General features: G+C 71.7%; 13 protein-coding genes. 4 read left to right on the top strand and 9 right to left on the bottom strand.

Annotated elements, in window-relative coordinates; all coding sequences use genetic code 11:
* The first annotated feature begins 92 nt into the window (after nt 1-92).
* Nucleotides 93-1,628: a cytochrome P450 gene (locus ACIGO6_RS06995; protein ID WP_399872397.1), complete on the top strand. Its 1,536-nt coding sequence runs from the start codon at nt 93-95 to the stop codon at nt 1,626-1,628.
* Here ACIGO6_RS06995 and ACIGO6_RS06990 read toward each other — a convergent pair.
* The 9 genes from ACIGO6_RS06990 to ACIGO6_RS06950 form a co-directional block, all read right to left on the bottom strand.
* On the bottom strand, nt 1,590-2,420 hold the full coding sequence (locus ACIGO6_RS06990) for a pentapeptide repeat-containing protein (protein WP_399872394.1): 831 nt from the start codon (nt 2,418-2,420) through the stop codon (nt 1,590-1,592). The two genes, ACIGO6_RS06995 and ACIGO6_RS06990, sit on opposite strands and share 39 nt — an antisense overlap.
* Nucleotides 2,421-2,462: 42 nt before the next feature.
* Entirely contained in the window at nt 2,463-3,206 is a 744-nt protein-coding gene (locus tag ACIGO6_RS06985) for a PIG-L deacetylase family protein (protein ID WP_399872391.1), read from the bottom strand.
* Nucleotides 3,207-3,262: 56 nt separating this feature from the next.
* Nucleotides 3,263-4,564 (bottom strand): alpha/beta fold hydrolase, encoded by a 1,302-nt coding sequence (locus ACIGO6_RS06980; RefSeq protein ID WP_399872388.1) that lies wholly within the window; start codon nt 4,562-4,564, stop codon nt 3,263-3,265.
* Between the two features lie 102 nt (nt 4,565-4,666).
* The gene (locus tag ACIGO6_RS06975) at nt 4,667-5,692 is read right to left on the bottom strand and encodes a LacI family DNA-binding transcriptional regulator (protein ID WP_399872386.1); all 1,026 of its coding nucleotides are present in this window, start codon (nt 5,690-5,692) and stop codon (nt 4,667-4,669) included.
* Between the two features lie 88 nt (nt 5,693-5,780).
* Nucleotides 5,781-6,101, bottom strand: coding sequence for an L-rhamnose mutarotase (locus ACIGO6_RS06970; RefSeq protein WP_030185674.1), 321 nt, complete (start codon nt 6,099-6,101; stop codon nt 5,781-5,783).
* A 101-nt stretch (nt 6,102-6,202) separates the two neighbouring features.
* Nucleotides 6,203-7,285, bottom strand: coding sequence for a rhamnose ABC transporter substrate-binding protein (gene rhaS / locus ACIGO6_RS06965; protein ID WP_399872383.1), 1,083 nt, complete (start codon nt 7,283-7,285; stop codon nt 6,203-6,205).
* 40 nt (nt 7,286-7,325) lie between these two features.
* Nucleotides 7,326-8,339: an ABC transporter permease gene (locus ACIGO6_RS06960; protein ID WP_399872381.1), complete on the bottom strand. Its 1,014-nt coding sequence runs from the start codon at nt 8,337-8,339 to the stop codon at nt 7,326-7,328.
* Nucleotides 8,332-9,372 (bottom strand): ABC transporter permease, encoded by a 1,041-nt coding sequence (locus tag ACIGO6_RS06955; protein WP_399872379.1) that lies wholly within the window; start codon nt 9,370-9,372, stop codon nt 8,332-8,334. Before ACIGO6_RS06955 ends, ACIGO6_RS06960 begins: the two co-directional genes overlap by 8 nt.
* Nucleotides 9,369-10,886, bottom strand: coding sequence for a sugar ABC transporter ATP-binding protein (locus ACIGO6_RS06950; protein ID WP_399872377.1), 1,518 nt, complete (start codon nt 10,884-10,886; stop codon nt 9,369-9,371). Before ACIGO6_RS06950 ends, ACIGO6_RS06955 begins: the two co-directional genes overlap by 4 nt.
* A gap of 277 nt (nt 10,887-11,163) precedes the next feature.
* On the opposite strand from ACIGO6_RS06950, the gene rhaI reads away from it, so the two are divergent.
* From rhaI to ACIGO6_RS06935, 3 genes are all read left to right on the top strand, one after another.
* Nucleotides 11,164-12,324, top strand: a complete 1,161-nt coding sequence (rhaI, locus tag ACIGO6_RS06945) for an L-rhamnose isomerase (RefSeq protein ID WP_399872374.1) — start codon at nt 11,164-11,166, stop codon at nt 12,322-12,324.
* A gap of 138 nt (nt 12,325-12,462) precedes the next feature.
* Nucleotides 12,463-14,502, top strand: coding sequence for a bifunctional aldolase/short-chain dehydrogenase (locus tag ACIGO6_RS06940; RefSeq protein WP_399872372.1), 2,040 nt, complete (start codon nt 12,463-12,465; stop codon nt 14,500-14,502).
* Nucleotides 14,499-15,965 (top strand): rhamnulokinase family protein, encoded by a 1,467-nt coding sequence (locus ACIGO6_RS06935; RefSeq protein ID WP_399872369.1) that lies wholly within the window; start codon nt 14,499-14,501, stop codon nt 15,963-15,965. The genes ACIGO6_RS06940 and ACIGO6_RS06935 overlap by 4 nt, the downstream gene beginning before the upstream one ends.
* Nucleotides 15,966-16,009 lie beyond the last annotated feature (44 nt).

The following is a 16,009-nucleotide window of genomic DNA, read 5'->3' as shown; positions in this document are numbered from 1 at the left end:
ACGGGACGAGACTGAGCCACGTTATTGAATCCATGTACAACACGCTTGCCTCTGCACGGGCAACACGCCGCTGCGTCAAGGGAGATCGCGTCATGGCGGAGACGAAGAACGGACCGGTCCGGGACGCACTGCCCAAGGGGTTCCGCAGCGCCGAGCTCGGCTGGCCCGAACTGGACCGCATCCCGCGCCCGCCCTACCGCCTCCCCCTGCTCGGTGACGTGATCGGGGCCGGCCGGCGCACCCCGATGCAGGACTCGCTGCGGTACGCCCGCAAGCTGGGGCCGATCTTCCGGCGGCGGGCCTTCGGCAAGGAGTTCGTGTTCGTCTGGGGCGCGGCACTCGCCGCCGACCTGGCGGACGAGACGCGGTTCGCCAAGCACGTGGGCCTCGGCGTGGCCAACCTGCGGCCGGTCGCCGGGGACGGGCTGTTCACGGCGTACAACCACGAGCCGAACTGGCAGCTGGCGCACGACGTGCTGGCGCCCGGATTCAGCCGCGAGGCCATGGCGGGCTACCACGTGATGATGCTGGACGTGGCGGCGCGGCTCACGGATGCGTGGGACCGGGCCCGGGCGGCGGGACGTACGGTGGACGTGCCCGGCGACATGACCAAGCTGACGCTGGAGACCATCGCGCGCACCGGGTTCGGGCATGACTTCGGTTCCTTCGAGCGCTCCCGCCCGCATCCGTTCGTCACCGCGATGGTGGGCACCCTCAGCCACGCGCAGCGCCTCAACACCGTGCCGGCCCCGCTGGCCCGGTGGCTGCTGCGCGACGCGGGCCGCCGCAACGCCGCCGACATCGCCTACCTCAACCGCACGGTCGACGACCTGGTCCGCGACCGCCGCGACGCGGGCGGTCCGGGCGGCACGGGCGATCTGCTCGACCGGATGCTGGACACGGCCCATCCCGAGACCGGTGAGCGGCTGTCGCCGGAGAACGTCCGCCGGCAGGTCATCACCTTCCTGGTGGCCGGGCACGAGACCACCTCGGGCGCGCTCTCCTTCGCCCTGCACTACCTGGCTCAGCACCCCGACGTCGCGGCCCGGGCCCGTGCCGAGGTGGACCGCGTCTGGGGCGACACCGAGGCGCCCGGCTACGAGCAGGTGGCCAAACTGCGGTACGTGCGCCGCGTGCTGGACGAGTCGCTGCGGCTGTGGCCGACCGCGCCCGCCTTCGCGCGGGAGGCCCGCGAGGACACGGTGCTCGGCGGCACGCATCCGATGCGGCGCGGGGCCTGGGCGCTGGTCCTCATCGGGATGCTGCACCGCGACCCGGAGGTGTGGGGGCCCGACGCCGAGCGGTTCGACCCGGACCGCTTCGACGCCAAGGCCGTACGGTCGCGGGCCCCGCACACCTTCAAGCCGTTCGGGACGGGTGCGCGGGCGTGCATCGGGCGGCAGTTCGCGCTGCACGAGGCCACGCTGGTCCTCGGACTGCTGCTGCGCCGCTACGAGCTGCGGGCCGAGCCGGACTACCGGCTGCGGGTGACCGAACGGCTCACGCTGATGCCGGAGGGTCTGCGGCTGCGGCTGGAGCACCGGGCCCCGGCGACGCCGGACCGCGCGCCCCTCCCCGAGGACTCCGCCTCAGAGCCCCGCTGTCCAGTGCACCGGACGGGTGAGTGACGCCGGCAGCACGGTGCCGGCGCTGCCCCGGGCCGCGGTGAGCTGGGGCTGGGTCAGGAAGAAGGCGCCGGTCAGGTCGGCGTCCGTCAGGTCGGCGTCGCGCAGGTCCGCGCCGATCAGGTCGGCGCCGCGCAGGTTGGCGCCGGTGAGGTCGGCGGCGATGAGGTAGGCCCCGCGCAGATCGGCGCCGCTGAGGTCGGCGCCCCGCAGCCGGGCGCCCATGAGGTCGGCGTTGCGGCGGTTCTTCTTCCTGCCGCGGGTGCCGGCCCGCACCAGCTCGCTGGTCCTCAGCAGCAGCACGTTGACCCGCTGCCGGTGCGCGGCCACGTCCAGCGCGGCCAGTTCCTCGGGGGTCCCCCGGGTGAGGCGCTCGGTGTCGGTCAGGATGCGGCGCAGGTCTCCGTGGACCGGGCGGGCCGCGGGCAGCGTCAGGGCCTGGGTCAGGTACCAGAGCAGCTCGTGCAGCTGGCGGACCACCGGGAACACGTCGAACATGCGGCGGGTCCGCTCCGGCGGGCCGATGCGCCAGTCCTGGCCGCCGAAGGTGAGCTGCGAGACCTTCTGTCCGGCTCCGAAGCAGTCGTAGACCGTGCAGCCGGTGAAGCCGCTCGGCCGCAGCTTCGCGTGAATTCCGCAGCGGTGGTCGCCCCGCAGGTTCGGGCAGGGCTTCCCGGCGTCCTTGTCGATCGCGAAGTCCGCCGAGCGGGCGAACGGCAGCGCGACGCAGCACAGGCCGAAGCACCGCTCGCAGTCGCCGCGCAGTTCTGCCTGGTCGGACGTGTGTTCTCGCATGACGTGAAGCATACGGACCGCCACCGGACCCAAAAAAATCCGTTACCTGCCGAAGACCTCGAAGGTCACCGCCGGCTTCCCGCCGAACCGCCTGCCCGACTCCTCGGCGAACCCGGTGAGGAACCCGCGCACATACGTCTCCGGGTCCTCGTCGGTCAGCGCCTCGATGTACGCCCGGTGTTCGAGCAGGGAGCGCACCGCACGCTCCAGCCCCGGCGTGGCGTCCACGGCGTGGGTGGGCGAGGAGGAACCGGCGACCGCGACCCAGCGCACGCCGTTCCAGGGCTCGAGGCCCTGCTCGGTCAGCTCCGGGAAGATCCACCGGTTGCCGGCGTCGCCCGCCGCGTCGAGCGTGGCGCGGCCGACGGCGACGTGGTCCGGGGTGTTCCAGGCGACGCCGCCCCAGGTGTCCCGGTGGTTGAGGGTGATGACCAGCTCGGGCCGGTGCCGGCGGATCGCGGCGGCGATGTCGCGGCGCAGCGCGGTGCCGTACTCGACGACACCGTCCCGGTGGTCCAGGAACTCCACCTCACTCACCCCGACGACGGCGGCGCTGGCCCGCTGCTCGCGCTCCCGCAGCGGGCCGCACTCGGCGGGCGGCAGCGTGTCGATGCCCGCCTCGCCCCGCGTCGCGAGCACATAGGCGACCTCGCGGCCCTCGTCGGTCCAGGCCGCGATCGCCGCCGAGCAGCCGTACTCCAGGTCGTCGGGGTGGGCGACGACGGCGAGGGCGCGCCGCCAGTCGCCGGGCATGGGCTCCAGTTGTGTGATCGTCGGCTCCGTCATGCCCGCACATTAACCCGTGTCACCCGGCTCCCCGCGCGGAATCGGCGCCTCGCCGTTCAGGCCTCGTCGCGGGCGAGGGCGAGCAGCCGGTCCAGGACGCGGGGGCCGCCTGCCCGTACGCCGTCGTGCTCGAACTCGTCGGTGACCCAGGTGCGCAGCCCGCGGATCGCGCGGGCGGTGGCGAGGGCGTGGGCGGTGTCGACGTACATGTCGTCGTGGTAGACGGCCGCGGCGACCGGCACCTCGTTGGCGGCGAGGCGGGCCGGGTCGTAGAGCGGGGTCCAGTCGGTGCGGGAGGCGAGCAGTTCGGCGGTCTCGCGCAGCGGGCGCAGTGCCGGGTCGCAGTCGAACATCCAGGGGTGGACGGACTCGCCGGTGAACAGCAGTCGTTCGTCGCCCGCGAGGGCCTTGGCCGCGTCGAACTGCGGGAACTCGGCGCGGACCCGCTCGGCCGACCAGTCGGTGGGGCGCGCGTCCTGGCCGTAGATGGCCTCGTGGACGAGGGCGTAGAGCGGGTGGCCGGCGTACGACAGGAGGTTCTGCGCCTCTTCCCGGAACGCGTCGGACAGTTCGTGTCCTGCGGGGGTGCGGACGAAGGCGTCCTCCAGGAGGAAGTGCAGGCGGTGGCTGCCCTCGCTGCCGCCGAGCACGATGCCGAGGGACTGGAACGCCTCGACGGTGAGGCGGTAGCCGTTCGGCAGGACCACGTCGTGGGTGAGCAGGTGGTCGGCGATGCGGCGGGCGCGTTCGACGTCCTGCGGGTAGCGGGCGTAGTGCGCGGCGACCTTGCGCTCGATGCGGGGGTAGGCGGCCCGGTAGACGTCGTCGGCGTGGGCGTCGAGGGAGGGCAGGCCGCCGGTGATCAGGGCGGTCTCCAGGCCCTCGGGGGCCAGCGAGAGGTAGGCGACGGTGCAGAAGCCGCCGAAGCTCTGGCCGAGGACCGTCCAGGGGGCGCCGCCGGTGACCCGGGGGCGGATCGCCTCGCAGTCGCGGACGATGGAGTCGGCGCGGAAGTGGGTGAGGTAGTCGGCCTGTTCGGCCGGGCCGCCGCGCAGCGGGAGCGTCTGCCGGTTGGCGGGGGTGGAGGCGCCGGTGCCGCGCTGGTCCAGGAGCAGCACGCGGTAGTCCTTCAGGGCGCGGCCGAGCCAGGCGGGACGACCGATGAAACGGTTCGCCCCGAAGCCGGGGCCGCCCTGGAGGTAGACCAGCCACGGCAGGTCCTGGTGCGCCTTCTCGCTCGCGACGGCCTCGCGGGCGTACAGCTCGATCGTCTCGCCGGAGGGGTTCGCGTGGTCGAGGGGCACGGTGAAGCGGCGGTCGGTGAGGACGACGCCGGGCTGGCGGTAGCTGTGACTCAACGGGGCTCCCGGGACGGATGGATCTTTCGGCCGTGTCCCAGTTCAGCACATGGTTCTGCGGTCACCGACCCCCGGGATCACGAAATCGTGCTGAACGACGGGTCAGCGGGCGGCGAGGCTGGAGCGTCGCACCACCAGTTCGGGCTGGAGCACGACCCGCCGGTGTGCGTGGGCCCGGTCCGCGCCCTGCGACTCCGTCTCCTCCAGCAGCAGCTCGGCGGCCATCGCGCCCATCGTGACGGCGGGCTGGCGCACCGAGGTGAGCGGGACGGCCGCGGCGGCGGCGAACTCGATGTCGTCGTAGCCCACGATCGCGAGGTCGTCGGGGACGCGGACCCCGGCCGCGTACAGGGCCTGGAGGACGCCGAGGGCGAGCAGGTCGTTGGCGCAGAAGACGGCGGTGGGCCGGTCGGCGAGGCCGAGCAGGCGGGCGCCGGCGTCCCGGCCCGCGGCGACGTCGAGGCGTTCGGTGGGCAGTTCACGCAGGGCCTCGGGACCGATCCCGGCCTCGGCGAGCGCCTGCAGGGCGCCGGTGCGGCGGTCGCGCACCTGGTGGAGGCCGGGCGGCCCGCTGACGTAGGCGATGGAGCGGTGCCCGGCGTCCACGAGATGGCGCACCGCCAGCGCACCGCCCGCGACGTCGTCGACGGAGACCGAGCACTCGGTGGTGCCCTCGGCGACCCGGTCGACCAGCACGAAGGGGATGTTGTGGCGCCGGAAGCCCTCGATGTTGCGGCCGGTGGCGTCGGCGGGGGTGAGCAGGACGCCCCGGACCCGCTGCTCGGCGAAGAGCGAGAGGTACTCGGCCTCCTCCCCCGGGTTCTGGGCGCTGTTGCAGACCATGACGCCGAGCCCGGCGTCGCGCGCGGCCCGCTCGGCGCCGCGCGCGACGTCGACGAAGAAGGGGTTGCCCATGTCGAGGACGAGCAGCCCCATGATCCGGCTGCGGCCCGCGCGCAGTTGGCGCGCGGACTCGCTGCGGACGTAACCGAGCCGGTCGATCGCGGACAGCACCCGGGCGCGGGTCTCGGTCGCGACGGTGTCGGGCCGGTTGATGACGTTGGAGACCGTGCCCACGGATACTCCGGCGGCGCGGGCGACGTCCTTGATACCCACGGAATGGGCCATCGGGCAGGGACCTCCGAGGTCGAGCTGGGTATGGGGGGCGGCCGTGGGGCCCTCACACAGTACCCGCGCCGCCCCGGGAAGACCCCCTTCAGGCGAGGTGGAACACCTCGGTGAGCGGCTTCATCGCCTCGTCGGGGCGGGCCCCGTCGAGGGATTCGAAGAGAGGACCCATCTCCGCCTGCCACCGGGCGTTCACCTCGGTGGCCTCCATCCCGGCCTGGGCGGCGGCGAAGTCCTCGGTCTCCAGGTAGCCGACGAGCAGGCCGTCGTCGCGCAGGAAGAGCGAGTAGTTGTGCCAGCCGGTGGCGGAGAGTGCCTCGCACATCTCCGGCCACACGGCGGCGTGACGTTCGCGGTACTCCGCGATGCGGTCCTGGCGAACCTTGAGCAGGAAACAGACGCGCTGCATGAAGTACCGCTCCCGTACGAGAAGTCGTGACCAGAAGTGACGAGACGTCGAGACGTCGAGACGTCGAGACGTCGAGACGTCGAGACGTCGAGACGTCGAGACTAGAAGTTGAACTGGTCGATGTTGTCCGCCTTGAACACGGTCGGCTTGCCGAGGTTGATCACGCCGTCCTTGCCGATGGTGTACTCGCCCATCGCGCCGGCCTTGAAGGTCTCGCCCTCCTTGCCGGTGATCTGCCCGGAGGACAGGGCGACGGCGGTGCGCGCGGCCAGCTCGCCGAGCTTGGCCGGGTCCCAGAGCTCGAACGCCTCGACGGTGCCGTTCTTGACGTACTTGCGCATGTCGTTGGGGGTGCCGAGGCCGGTCAGCTTGACCTTGCCCTTGTACTTGGAGCCGGACAGGTACTGGGCGGCGGCCTTGATGCCGACGGTGGTCGGGGAGATGATCCCCTTCAGGTTCGGGTGCTCCTGGAGCAGGCCCTGGGTCTGCTGGAAGGACTTCTGGGCGTCGTCGTCGCCGTAGGCGACCTTGACGAGCTTGATGTCCTTGTACTTCGGGTCCTTGAGCTCGTCCTTCATGATCTCGATCCAGGCGTTCTGGTTCGTCGCGGTCTGCGCGGCGGAGAGGATCGCGATCTCGCCCTTGTTGCCGATCTGCTCGGCGAGCAGCTGCACCTGGGTGCGGCCGAGGTCGTCGGCGGACGCCTGGGAGATGAAGGCGTTGCGGCACTCGGGGTTGGTGTCCGAGTCGTAGGTGACGACCTTGATGTCGTTCTTCATGGCCTGCTTGAGCGCGGTGCACAGCGCGCCCGGGTCCTGCGCGGAGACGGCGATGGCGTCGACCTGCTGCTGGGTGAGCGTGTTGACGTAGGAGACCTGGCCGGCGGTGTCGGTGCCGCTGGAGGTGCCGACCTCCTTGTAGCTGGAGCCCAGCTCCTTGAGGGCCTTCTCGCCGCCCTTGTCGGCGACCGTGAAGTAGGGGTTGTTGACCTGCTTGGGCAGGAAGCCGACGGTCAGCCCCTTCTTCGTCTCGGCGTTCGGGTCGGCCTTGCCCGCCGCGGCGGCCGCGCCGCCCTCGTTCTTGACGTCCTCCTTCGTGGTGCCGCCGCAGGCGGTGGCGGCCAGGGCGAGGGAGGTGACGGCGGCCAGGGCCGCGCAGGTGCGGCGGATGGACGACTTGCGCATGGTGGGTTCCTTATGAGGAGGGACGGAGCCGGTGACAGGGTTACGGGGTGGGCGCGGGCGCCTTGGACAGGGGCGCCGATGCCGCCCTGCGTCCGGCCCTCGCGACGGAGATCTGCCGTGCGACCCGGGGGCCCAGCACGGAGAGGACGAGCAGGACGCCGGTGACGACGATCTGCGACTGGGCGGAGACGTCCTGGAGGCTCATCACGTTCTGCAGGGCCCCGAGCAGGAACACTCCGGCGACGGCGCCGCCCAGCGTGCCTTTGCCGCCGTCGAAGTCGATGCCGCCGAGGAGCACGGCGGCGACGACGGAGAGTTCGAGGCCGGTGGCGTTGTCGTAGCGGGCGCTGGCGTAGTGCAGGGCCCAGAAGATGCCGGTGAGGGAGGACATCAGGCCGGTCAGCGTGAACAGGATCAACTTCTGCCGCTTGACCCGGATGCCGGCGAAGCGCGCGGCCTCCTCGCTGGCCCCGATGGCGAACAGCGACCGGCCGAACGGCATGGCGTGCAGGGCGACCACGGCGATGGCCAGCAGCACGAGGAACGGCAGGAAGGCGTACGGGACGAAGGTGTCGCCGATGCGTCCGGCCGCGAAGTCCAGGTACTGCGAGGGGAAGTCGGTCACCGCGTCGGAGCCGAGCACGATCTGCGCGATGCCCCGGTAGGCGGCCATGGTGCCGATGGTGACGGCGAGCGAGGGCAGTCCGAGCCGGGTGACCAGGAGGCCGTTGATCAGGCCGCACACGACGCCGAGCAGCAGGCAGATCGGGATGATCACCTCGATGGTCATCCCCTGGTTCCACAGCGCGCCCATCACCGCGCCGGACAGGCCGGCGGTGGAGGCGACCGACAGGTCGATCTCGCCGGAGACGACCAGCAGGGTCATCGGCAGGGCGATGAGCGCGATCGGCAGGGTGTTGCCGATCAGGAAGGACAGGTTGAGGGCGTTGCCGAACCCGTCGACGAAGCCGAAGGAGAGCAGCAGGACGACGACGAGGAGCGCGCCCACGACGGTGTCCCAGCGGACGGCGCGCAGGAGGGAACTGTCAGCCATGGCGGGCGTTCCTCTTCTTCAGTGCGTTGGCCACGCGCAGCGCGACGATCCGGTCGACGGCGATGGCGAGGATGAGCAGGATGCCGTTGATGGCCAGCACCCACACGGAGCTGACGCCGAGGGCGGGCAGCACGCTGTTGATCGAGGTCAGCAGCAGCGCGCCGAGTGCCGCGCCGTAGACGCTGCCGGAGCCGCCGGTGAAGACGACGCCGCCGACCACCACGGCGCTGACGACGGTCAGTTCGTAGCCGTTGCCGGTGCCGGAGTCGACGTTGCCGAACCGGGCCAGGTACAGGGCGCCCGCGAGGCCGGCGAGGGCGCCGCAGAAGGTGTAGGCGACGAGGATCCGCTTGCGGACGGGGATACCGGCCAGCCGGGCGGCCTCGGGGTTGGAGCCGAGCGCGTACAGCTCGCGTCCGCTGCCGAAGTGCTTGAGGTAGTACGCCGTGGCGACCAGCACCGCGAGGGCGATCAGGGCCAGATACGGCACCGCGGAGATGCCGCCGGAGCCGAAGTCGACGAAGCCGCCGGGCAGGTCGGCCGCGGTGATCTGGCGGGAGCCGACCCAGATGGAGTCGATGCCGCGGATGATGTACAGGGTGCCGAGGGTGACGACCAGCGCGGGCACCTGGCCGAGGCTGACCAGCAGACCGTTGAGCAGGCCGAAGCCGACGCCCATCAGCACGGCCAGGAGCACCGCCACGACGGGGTTGCCGCCGCCCTGGAGGTAGGTTCCGGCGGCGAAGGCGCTGATGCCGAGGGTGGAGCCGACCGAGAGGTCGACGTTGCGGGTGATGACGACCAGGGACTGGCCGGTGGCGACCAGGACCAGGATGGTCGCGTTGAGCAGCAGGTCCTTGATGCCCTGCTCGGACAGGAACTCGCTGTTGCCGGCCTGGGTGATGGCGATCATCACCAGGAAGACGAGCAGGATGGCCAGTTCGCGCATCTTGAAGATGCGGTCCACCAGCCGGGTGGCGCCGGCCTTCGGCACGTCGGCCACGGGGGCCTGGTCGGGTGCGGTGACCGTCATGCGGCGGCCCTCCCCGTGGCTGCGGCCATCACGGTCTCCTCGGTGGCGTCGGTGCGGGGTATCTCGGCGGTCAGACGTCCCTCGTGCATCACCAGGACGCGGTCGGCCATGCCGAGCACCTCGGGCAGGTCGGAGGAGATCATCAGGACGGCCACGCCGTCGGCGGCGAGTTGGCTCAGCAGCCGGTGCACCTCGGCCTTGGTACCGACGTCGATGCCGCGGGTCGGCTCGTCGACGATCAGCACCTTGGGGCCGGTGGCCAGCCACTTGGCGAGGACGACCTTCTGCTGGTTGCCGCCGGAGAGGGTGGCGACGGTGTCGGCGATGCGGGCGTACTTCACCTGGAGCTTGACCGCCCAGTCGAGGGAGCGGCTGCGTTCGGCGCCCCGGTCCATCAGGCCGGCCTTCACGGTCGTACGCAGGCCGGTGAGGCCGATGTTGCGCTCGATGGACATGTCCATCACCAGGCCCTGGGCGCGCCGGTCCTCCGGGACCAGGGCGAGTCCGGCGGCCATCGCGGTGGACGGGGCTCCGTTGATCAGGCGCTTCCCGTCGACCTCCACCTCGCCGGCGTCCCAGCGGTCCACGCCGAACACGGCGCGGGCCACCTCGGTGCGTCCGGCGCCGACCAGTCCGGCGAGGCCGACGATCTCGCCGCGCCGCACCTCGAAGGAGACGTCGGTGAAGACGCCCTCGCGGGTCAGCCGGCGCACGCTGAGCGCGACCTCGCCGGGCTGGACGTCCTGCTTGGGGTAGAGCTCGTCGAGGTCGCGGCCGACCATGCGCCGCACCAGGTCGTCCTCGCTCATGCCTTCCAGCGGCTCGCTGGCGATCCAGGCGCCGTCGCGCAGGGTGGTGACGCGCGCGCAGATCTGGAAGATCTCCTCCAGCCGGTGGGAGATGAAGAGCACGGCCGCGCCCTGCTCGCGCAGGGTGCGCACGACGCCGAAGAGCCGGGCCACCTCGCTGCCGGTGAGGGCGGCGGTGGGCTCGTCCATGATCAGTACGCGGGCGTCGAAGGAGAGGGCCTTGGCGATCTCCACGATCTGCTGGTCCGCGATGGACAGGCCGCGCGCGGGGCGGTCGGGGTCGAGCTCGACGCCGAGGCGCCGCATCAGATCGGCGGTGGCGGCGTGCGTCGCCTTGTGGTCGATGCGACCGAGGCTCCGCCGCGGCCGGCGGCCCATGAAGATGTTCTCGGCGATCGACAGGTCGGGGAAGAGGGTCGGCTCCTGGTAGATCACGGCGATGCCGGCGTCGCGGGCGTCGCCGGGGCCGTGGAAGACGACCGGCGCGCCGTCGAGCAGCACCTGGCCGGCGTCCGGCCGGTGCACTCCGGCGAGCGTCTTGATGAGGGTCGACTTTCCGGCACCGTTCTCTCCCGCGAGGGCGTGCACCTCGCCGGGGAACAGCTCCAGGGAGACGTCCCGTAGCGCACGGACCGCGCCGAAGGACTTGGACACGTCCTTGAGCGCCAGAACCGGGGCCGTACCCGTGTCGGACGGGTGGGTCATTGGGGGCTCCTCGACGACGCCGCGCGGGACGGCCCTCAGGGCGTCGTGAAAGGTTTCAACTAGGTTGCCCGGGACGCTAGGCAAGTGGAGCATGTCACGTCAATGGTTCTGGGTCGAAAAACTTTCGATAACCGAAGGTCACGACCGAGTCACGGAGAACCGGGTTGAACAGAAGGCTTGACACCCCTTCGGGTGGCTCATAACTTCGCGTTCTGAATCGTTTCACACATGGTCGTGCTCCAGGCTGGTCACGACCCGATGTCACAGGAGCGCCGAAGTGACCGAGCTCGCCGCGGTGAAGGCCGCGCTCAAGACCCAGGCCGTCGAGACGCCGTCGTGGGCGTACGGGAACTCCGGCACCCGGTTCAAGGTGTTCGCCCAAGCCGGTGTGCCGCGCGACCCCTTCGAGAAACTGGACGACGCGGCCAAGGTCCACGAGTTCACCGGCGTGGCCCCCACCGTCGCCCTGCACATCCCGTGGGACAAGGTCGAGGACTACGCCGCGCTGGCCAAGCACGCCGAGGAGCGGGGTGTGCGCATCGGCGCGATCAACTCCAACACCTTCCAGGACGACGACTACAAGCTGGGCAGCATCTGCCACCCCGACGCGGCGGTGCGCAGGAAGGCCGTCGACCACCTGCTGGAGTGCGTCGACATCATGGACGCCACCGGGTCGCGGGACCTGAAGCTGTGGTTCGCCGACGGGACGAACTACCCGGGGCAGGACGACGTACGGTCCCGGCAGGACCGGCTGGCCGAAGGGCTGGCCGAGGTGTACGAGCGGCTCGGCGAGGGGCAGCGGATGCTGCTGGAGTACAAGTTCTTCGAGCCGGCCTTCTACACAACGGACGTGCCGGACTGGGGCACGGCGTACGCCCACTGTCTGAAGCTGGGCGAGAAGGCGCAGGTCGTGGTCGACACGGGCCACCACGCGCCGGGCACCAACATCGAGTTCATCGTGGCGACGCTGCTGCGCGAGGGGAAGCTCGGCGGGTTCGACTTCAACTCGCGGTTCTACGCGGACGACGACCTGATGGTGGGGGCGGCTGATCCGTTCCAGCTGTTCCGGATCATGTACGAGGTGGTGCGCGGGGGCGGGTTCACCTCCGACGTGGCGTTCATGCTCGACCAGTGCCACAACATCGAGGCGAAGATTCCGGCCATCATCCGGTCGGTGATGAACGTGCAGGAGGCTACGGCGAAGGCGCTGCTCGTGGACGCGGAGGCGCTGGCCGCCGCGCAGGCGGCGGGGGACGTTCTCGAGGCGAACGCCGTGTTGATGGACGCGTACAACACGGACGTGCGTCCGCTGCTTCGTGAGGTGCGGGAGGAGTCGGGGTTGGACCCCGAGCCCATGAAGGCGTATCGCGCCTGCGGGTGGGCGGAGAAGGTCGTTGCCGAGCGGGTTGGCGGCGAGCAGGCCGGGTGGGGGGCGTAGGCGTCTGCCGGGTTCTGTTGTTCGCGGGCTGCGGGCCGGTTGTGGCTGGTCGCGCCCACGCGGCGGAGCCGCACATCGATACAGCCCCGCGCCCCTGGAGGGGCGCACTCCATCCCCCTCGATCAAAAAGGGACTGACATGACATCTCACCCCGAAGCCTCCGCCCTCCTCGCCCGTTCCCACCGGCTAGGCGCCGATCCCCGTAACACCAACTACGCCGGCGGCAACGCCTCCGCCAAGGGCACCGAGACCGATCCCGTCACCGGGGGTGATGTGGAGCTGATGTGGGTCAAGGGGTCCGGCGGAGATCTCGGGACGCTCACCGAGGCGGGGCTGGCCGTGCTGCGGCTGGACCGGATGCGGGCGCTCAAGGACGTCTACCCGGGCGTCGAGCGCGAGGACGAGATGGTCACCGCGTTCGACTACTGCCTGCACGGCAAGGGCGGCGCCGCGCCCTCGATCGACACGGCGATGCACGGGCTCGTCGAGGCCGCGCACGTGGACCACCTCCACCCCGACTCCGGGATCGCGCTGGCCTGCGCGGCCGACGGCGAGAAGCTGACCGCCGAGTGCTTCGGCGACACCGTGGTGTGGGTGCCGTGGCGGCGGCCCGGTTTCCAGCTGGGGCTGGACATCGCGGCGGTGAAGGAGGCCAACCCGCAGGCGATCGGGTGTGTGCTCGGCGGGCACGGCATCACCGCGTGGGGCGACACCTCCGAGGAGTGCGAGCGCAACTCGCTGCACATCATCCGCACCGCGGAGGCCTTCCTCGCCGAGCGCGGCAGGCCGGAGCCGTTCGGCGCGGTGATCGACGGGTACGCGGCGCTGCCGGAGGCCGAGCGGCGGCAGCGGGCGGCCGCGCTGGCGCCGTACGTCCGTGGCCTCGCCTCCCAGGACCGGGCGCAGGTCGGGCACTTCACCGACAGCGACGTGGTGCTGGACTTCCTCGCCCGTGCCGAGCACCCGCGGCTCGCCGCGCTCGGCACCTCCTGCCCCGACCACTTCCTGCGCACCAAGGTCCGGCCCCTGGTCCTGGACCTGCCGCCGACCGCGCCGCTGGACGAGACGGTCGCCCGGCTGAAGGAGCTGCACGCCGCGTACCGCGAGGAGTACGCCGCCTACTACGAGCGGCACGCCGAGCCCGGTTCCCCCGCGATGCGCGGCGCCGACCCGGCGATCGTGCTGGTGCCCGGCGTGGGCATGTTCAGCTTCGGCAAGGACAAGCAGACCGCCCGGGTGGCCGGCGAGTTCTACGTCAACGCCATCAACGTGATGCGCGGGGCGGAGGCGGTGTCGACGTACGCGCCGATCGAGGAGTCGGAGAAGTTCCGCATCGAGTACTGGGCGCTGGAGGAGGCCAAGCTCCAGCGGATGCCGAAGCCCAAGCCGCTGGCCACGCGTGTCGCGCTCGTCACCGGCGCGGGCAGCGGGATCGGGAAGGCCATCGCCGAGCGGCTGGTCGCCGAGGGCGCGTGCGTCGTGGTGGCCGACCTGAACGCGGAGAACGCGGCGCAGGTGGCCGAGGAGCTGGGCGGGGCGGACAAGGCCGTCGCCGTGACCGTCGACGTGACCTCCGAGGAGCAGATCGCCGAGGCCTTCAGGGCCGCGGTCCTCGCCTTCGGAGGGGTCGACCTGGTGGTCAACAACGCGGGCATCTCCATCTCCAAGCCGCTGCTGGAGACCTCCGCCAAGGACTGGGACCTCCAGCACGGCATCATGGCCCGCGGCTCCTTCCTCGTCTCGCGCGAGGCGGCCCGGGTGATGACCGCGCAGGAGCTGGGCGGCGACATCGTCTACATCGCCTCGAAGAACGCCGTCTTCGCCGGCCCCAACAACATCGCCTACTCCGCCACCAAGGCCGACCAGGCGCACCAGGTCCGGCTGCTCGCCGCCGAGCTCGGCGAGCACGGCATCCGCGTCAACGGCGTCAACCCGGACGGTGTGGTGCGGGGTTCGGGCATCTTCGCGGGCGGCTGGGGCGCGAAGCGGGCGGCCGTGTACGGGGTGCCGGAGGAGAAGCTGGGCGAGTTCTACGCGCAGCGGACGCTGCTCAAGCGGGAGGTCCTCCCGGAGCACGTCGCGAACGCCGTGTTCGCGCTGACCGGCGGCGACCTGACTCACACCACCGGCCTGCACGTCCCGGTCGACGCGGGCGTCGCCGCCGCCTTCCTGCGATGAGCGGCGCCGTGACCGTGAGCGACGCCGTGAAGTCGTACGCCGCGGTCGACCTCGGCGCGTCCAGCGGACGCGTCATGGTCGGCCGCGCGGGCCCCGACAGCCTGGAGCTGACCGAGGCCCACCGCTTCCCCAACCGGCCCGTCCGTACGCCCGAGGGGCTGCGCTGGGACGTCCTGGCGCTGTACGCCGGTGTCCTGGACGGGCTGCGGGCGGCCGGCCCGGTGGACTCGGTCGGCATCGACAGCTGGGCCGTCGACTACGGCCTGCTGGACGACGACGGGGCGCTGCTCGGCAACCCCGTGCACTACCGCGACGCCCGCACCGAGGGCGTCGCGGAGAAGGTGTGGGCCACGCTGCCCGCCGACGAGCTGTACGCGGCGACGGGGTTGCAGTACGCGCCCTTCAACACCCTGTACCAGCTGGTCGCGGCCCGTGGCACGGCCCAGTTCGCGCAGGCGCGGCGGCTGTTGCTGATCCCGGACCTGCTGACCCACTGGCTGACCGGCGAGCAGGGCACGGAGCTGACCAACGCCTCCACCACCCAGCTGATCGACCCCCGCACCGGCGACTGGGCGCACGACGTCGCGGACCGGCTCGGCCTCGACCTCGGCCTGTTCGCGCCGCTGCGCCGGCCCGGTGACCCGGCAGGGGTGCTGCGGCCCCAGGTGCTGGAGGAGACGGGGCTGGAGGGCCCCGTGCCGGTGACGGCGGTCGGTTCGCACGACACGGCGTCCGCGGTGGCCGCCGTCCCGGCCGTGGGTGAGCGGTTCGCGTACATCTGCACGGGGACGTGGTCGCTGGCCGGTCTGGAGCTGGGCGCTCCGGTGCTGACGGAGGAGAGCCGCGCCGCCAACTTCACCAACGAACTGGGGCTGGACGGCACGGTCCGGTACCTGCGCAACATCATGGGGCTCTGGCTGCTCCAGGAGTGCGTACGGGCCTGGGGCGACCCGGATCTGGGCGGGCTGCTGCTGGCGGCGGCCCGGGTGCCGGCGCTGCGGTCGGTGGTGGACGCGGGTGATCCCGCGTTCCTGGCGCCGGGCCGGATGCCGGAGCGGATCGCCGAGGCGTGCCGCGCCTCGGGGCAGCCGGTGCCGCGGACGCCCGCCGAGGTGACCCGCTGCATCCTCGACTCGCTGGCGCTGGCCCACCGCAGGGCCGTCGAGGACGCCCAGCGACTCGCCGGGCACCCGGTCGACGTCGTGCACGTGGTCGGCGGCGGCACGCGCAACGCGCTGCTGTGCCAACTGACCGCCGACGCCTGCGGGCTGCCGGTGGTGGCGGGGCCGACGGAGGCCGCCGCGCTGGGCAACGTCCTCGTGCAGGCCCGCGCCCACGGCACGGTCGGGGACCTCGCCGACATGCGCCGACTGCTGGTCCGTACCCAGTCGTTGACCCGGTACGAGCCGCGCGGCGGCACGGACCGCTGGCGGGCGGCCGAGGCCCGACTCGCCGACCGGTGAACGGGGTCTCCCCCGACCCCCGTTCCCCCGATTACCCTGCGTTC

It is taken from the genome of Streptomyces sp. NPDC053750 (assembly GCF_044544295.1).
GTDB lineage: Bacteria > Actinomycetota > Actinomycetes > Streptomycetales > Streptomycetaceae > Streptomyces.
Note: the sequence above shows the minus strand (reverse complement) of the source record. Positions and strands in the feature narration are given on the sequence as shown.

Coding starts and splice junctions, on each gene's coding strand:
- ACIGO6_RS06995 (WP_399872397.1), top strand. CDS start 93: ATGGCGGAGACGAAGAACGGACCGGTCCGGGACGCACTGCCCAAGGGG.
- ACIGO6_RS06990 (WP_399872394.1), bottom strand. CDS start 2,420: ATGCGAGAACACACGTCCGACCAGGCAGAACTGCGCGGCGACTGCGAG.
- ACIGO6_RS06985 (WP_399872391.1), bottom strand. CDS start 3,206: ATGACGGAGCCGACGATCACACAACTGGAGCCCATGCCCGGCGACTGG.
- ACIGO6_RS06975 (WP_399872386.1), bottom strand. CDS start 5,692: ATGGCCCATTCCGTGGGTATCAAGGACGTCGCCCGCGCCGCCGGAGTA.
- ACIGO6_RS06970 (WP_030185674.1), bottom strand. CDS start 6,101: ATGCAGCGCGTCTGTTTCCTGCTCAAGGTTCGCCAGGACCGCATCGCG.
- rhaS (WP_399872383.1), bottom strand. CDS start 7,285: ATGCGCAAGTCGTCCATCCGCCGCACCTGCGCGGCCCTGGCCGCCGTC.
- ACIGO6_RS06960 (WP_399872381.1), bottom strand. CDS start 8,339: ATGGCTGACAGTTCCCTCCTGCGCGCCGTCCGCTGGGACACCGTCGTG.
- ACIGO6_RS06955 (WP_399872379.1), bottom strand. CDS start 9,372: ATGACGGTCACCGCACCCGACCAGGCCCCCGTGGCCGACGTGCCGAAG.
- ACIGO6_RS06950 (WP_399872377.1), bottom strand. CDS start 10,886: ATGACCCACCCGTCCGACACGGGTACGGCCCCGGTTCTGGCGCTCAAG.
- ACIGO6_RS06940 (WP_399872372.1), top strand. CDS start 12,463: ATGACATCTCACCCCGAAGCCTCCGCCCTCCTCGCCCGTTCCCACCGG.
- ACIGO6_RS06935 (WP_399872369.1), top strand. CDS start 14,499: ATGAGCGGCGCCGTGACCGTGAGCGACGCCGTGAAGTCGTACGCCGCG.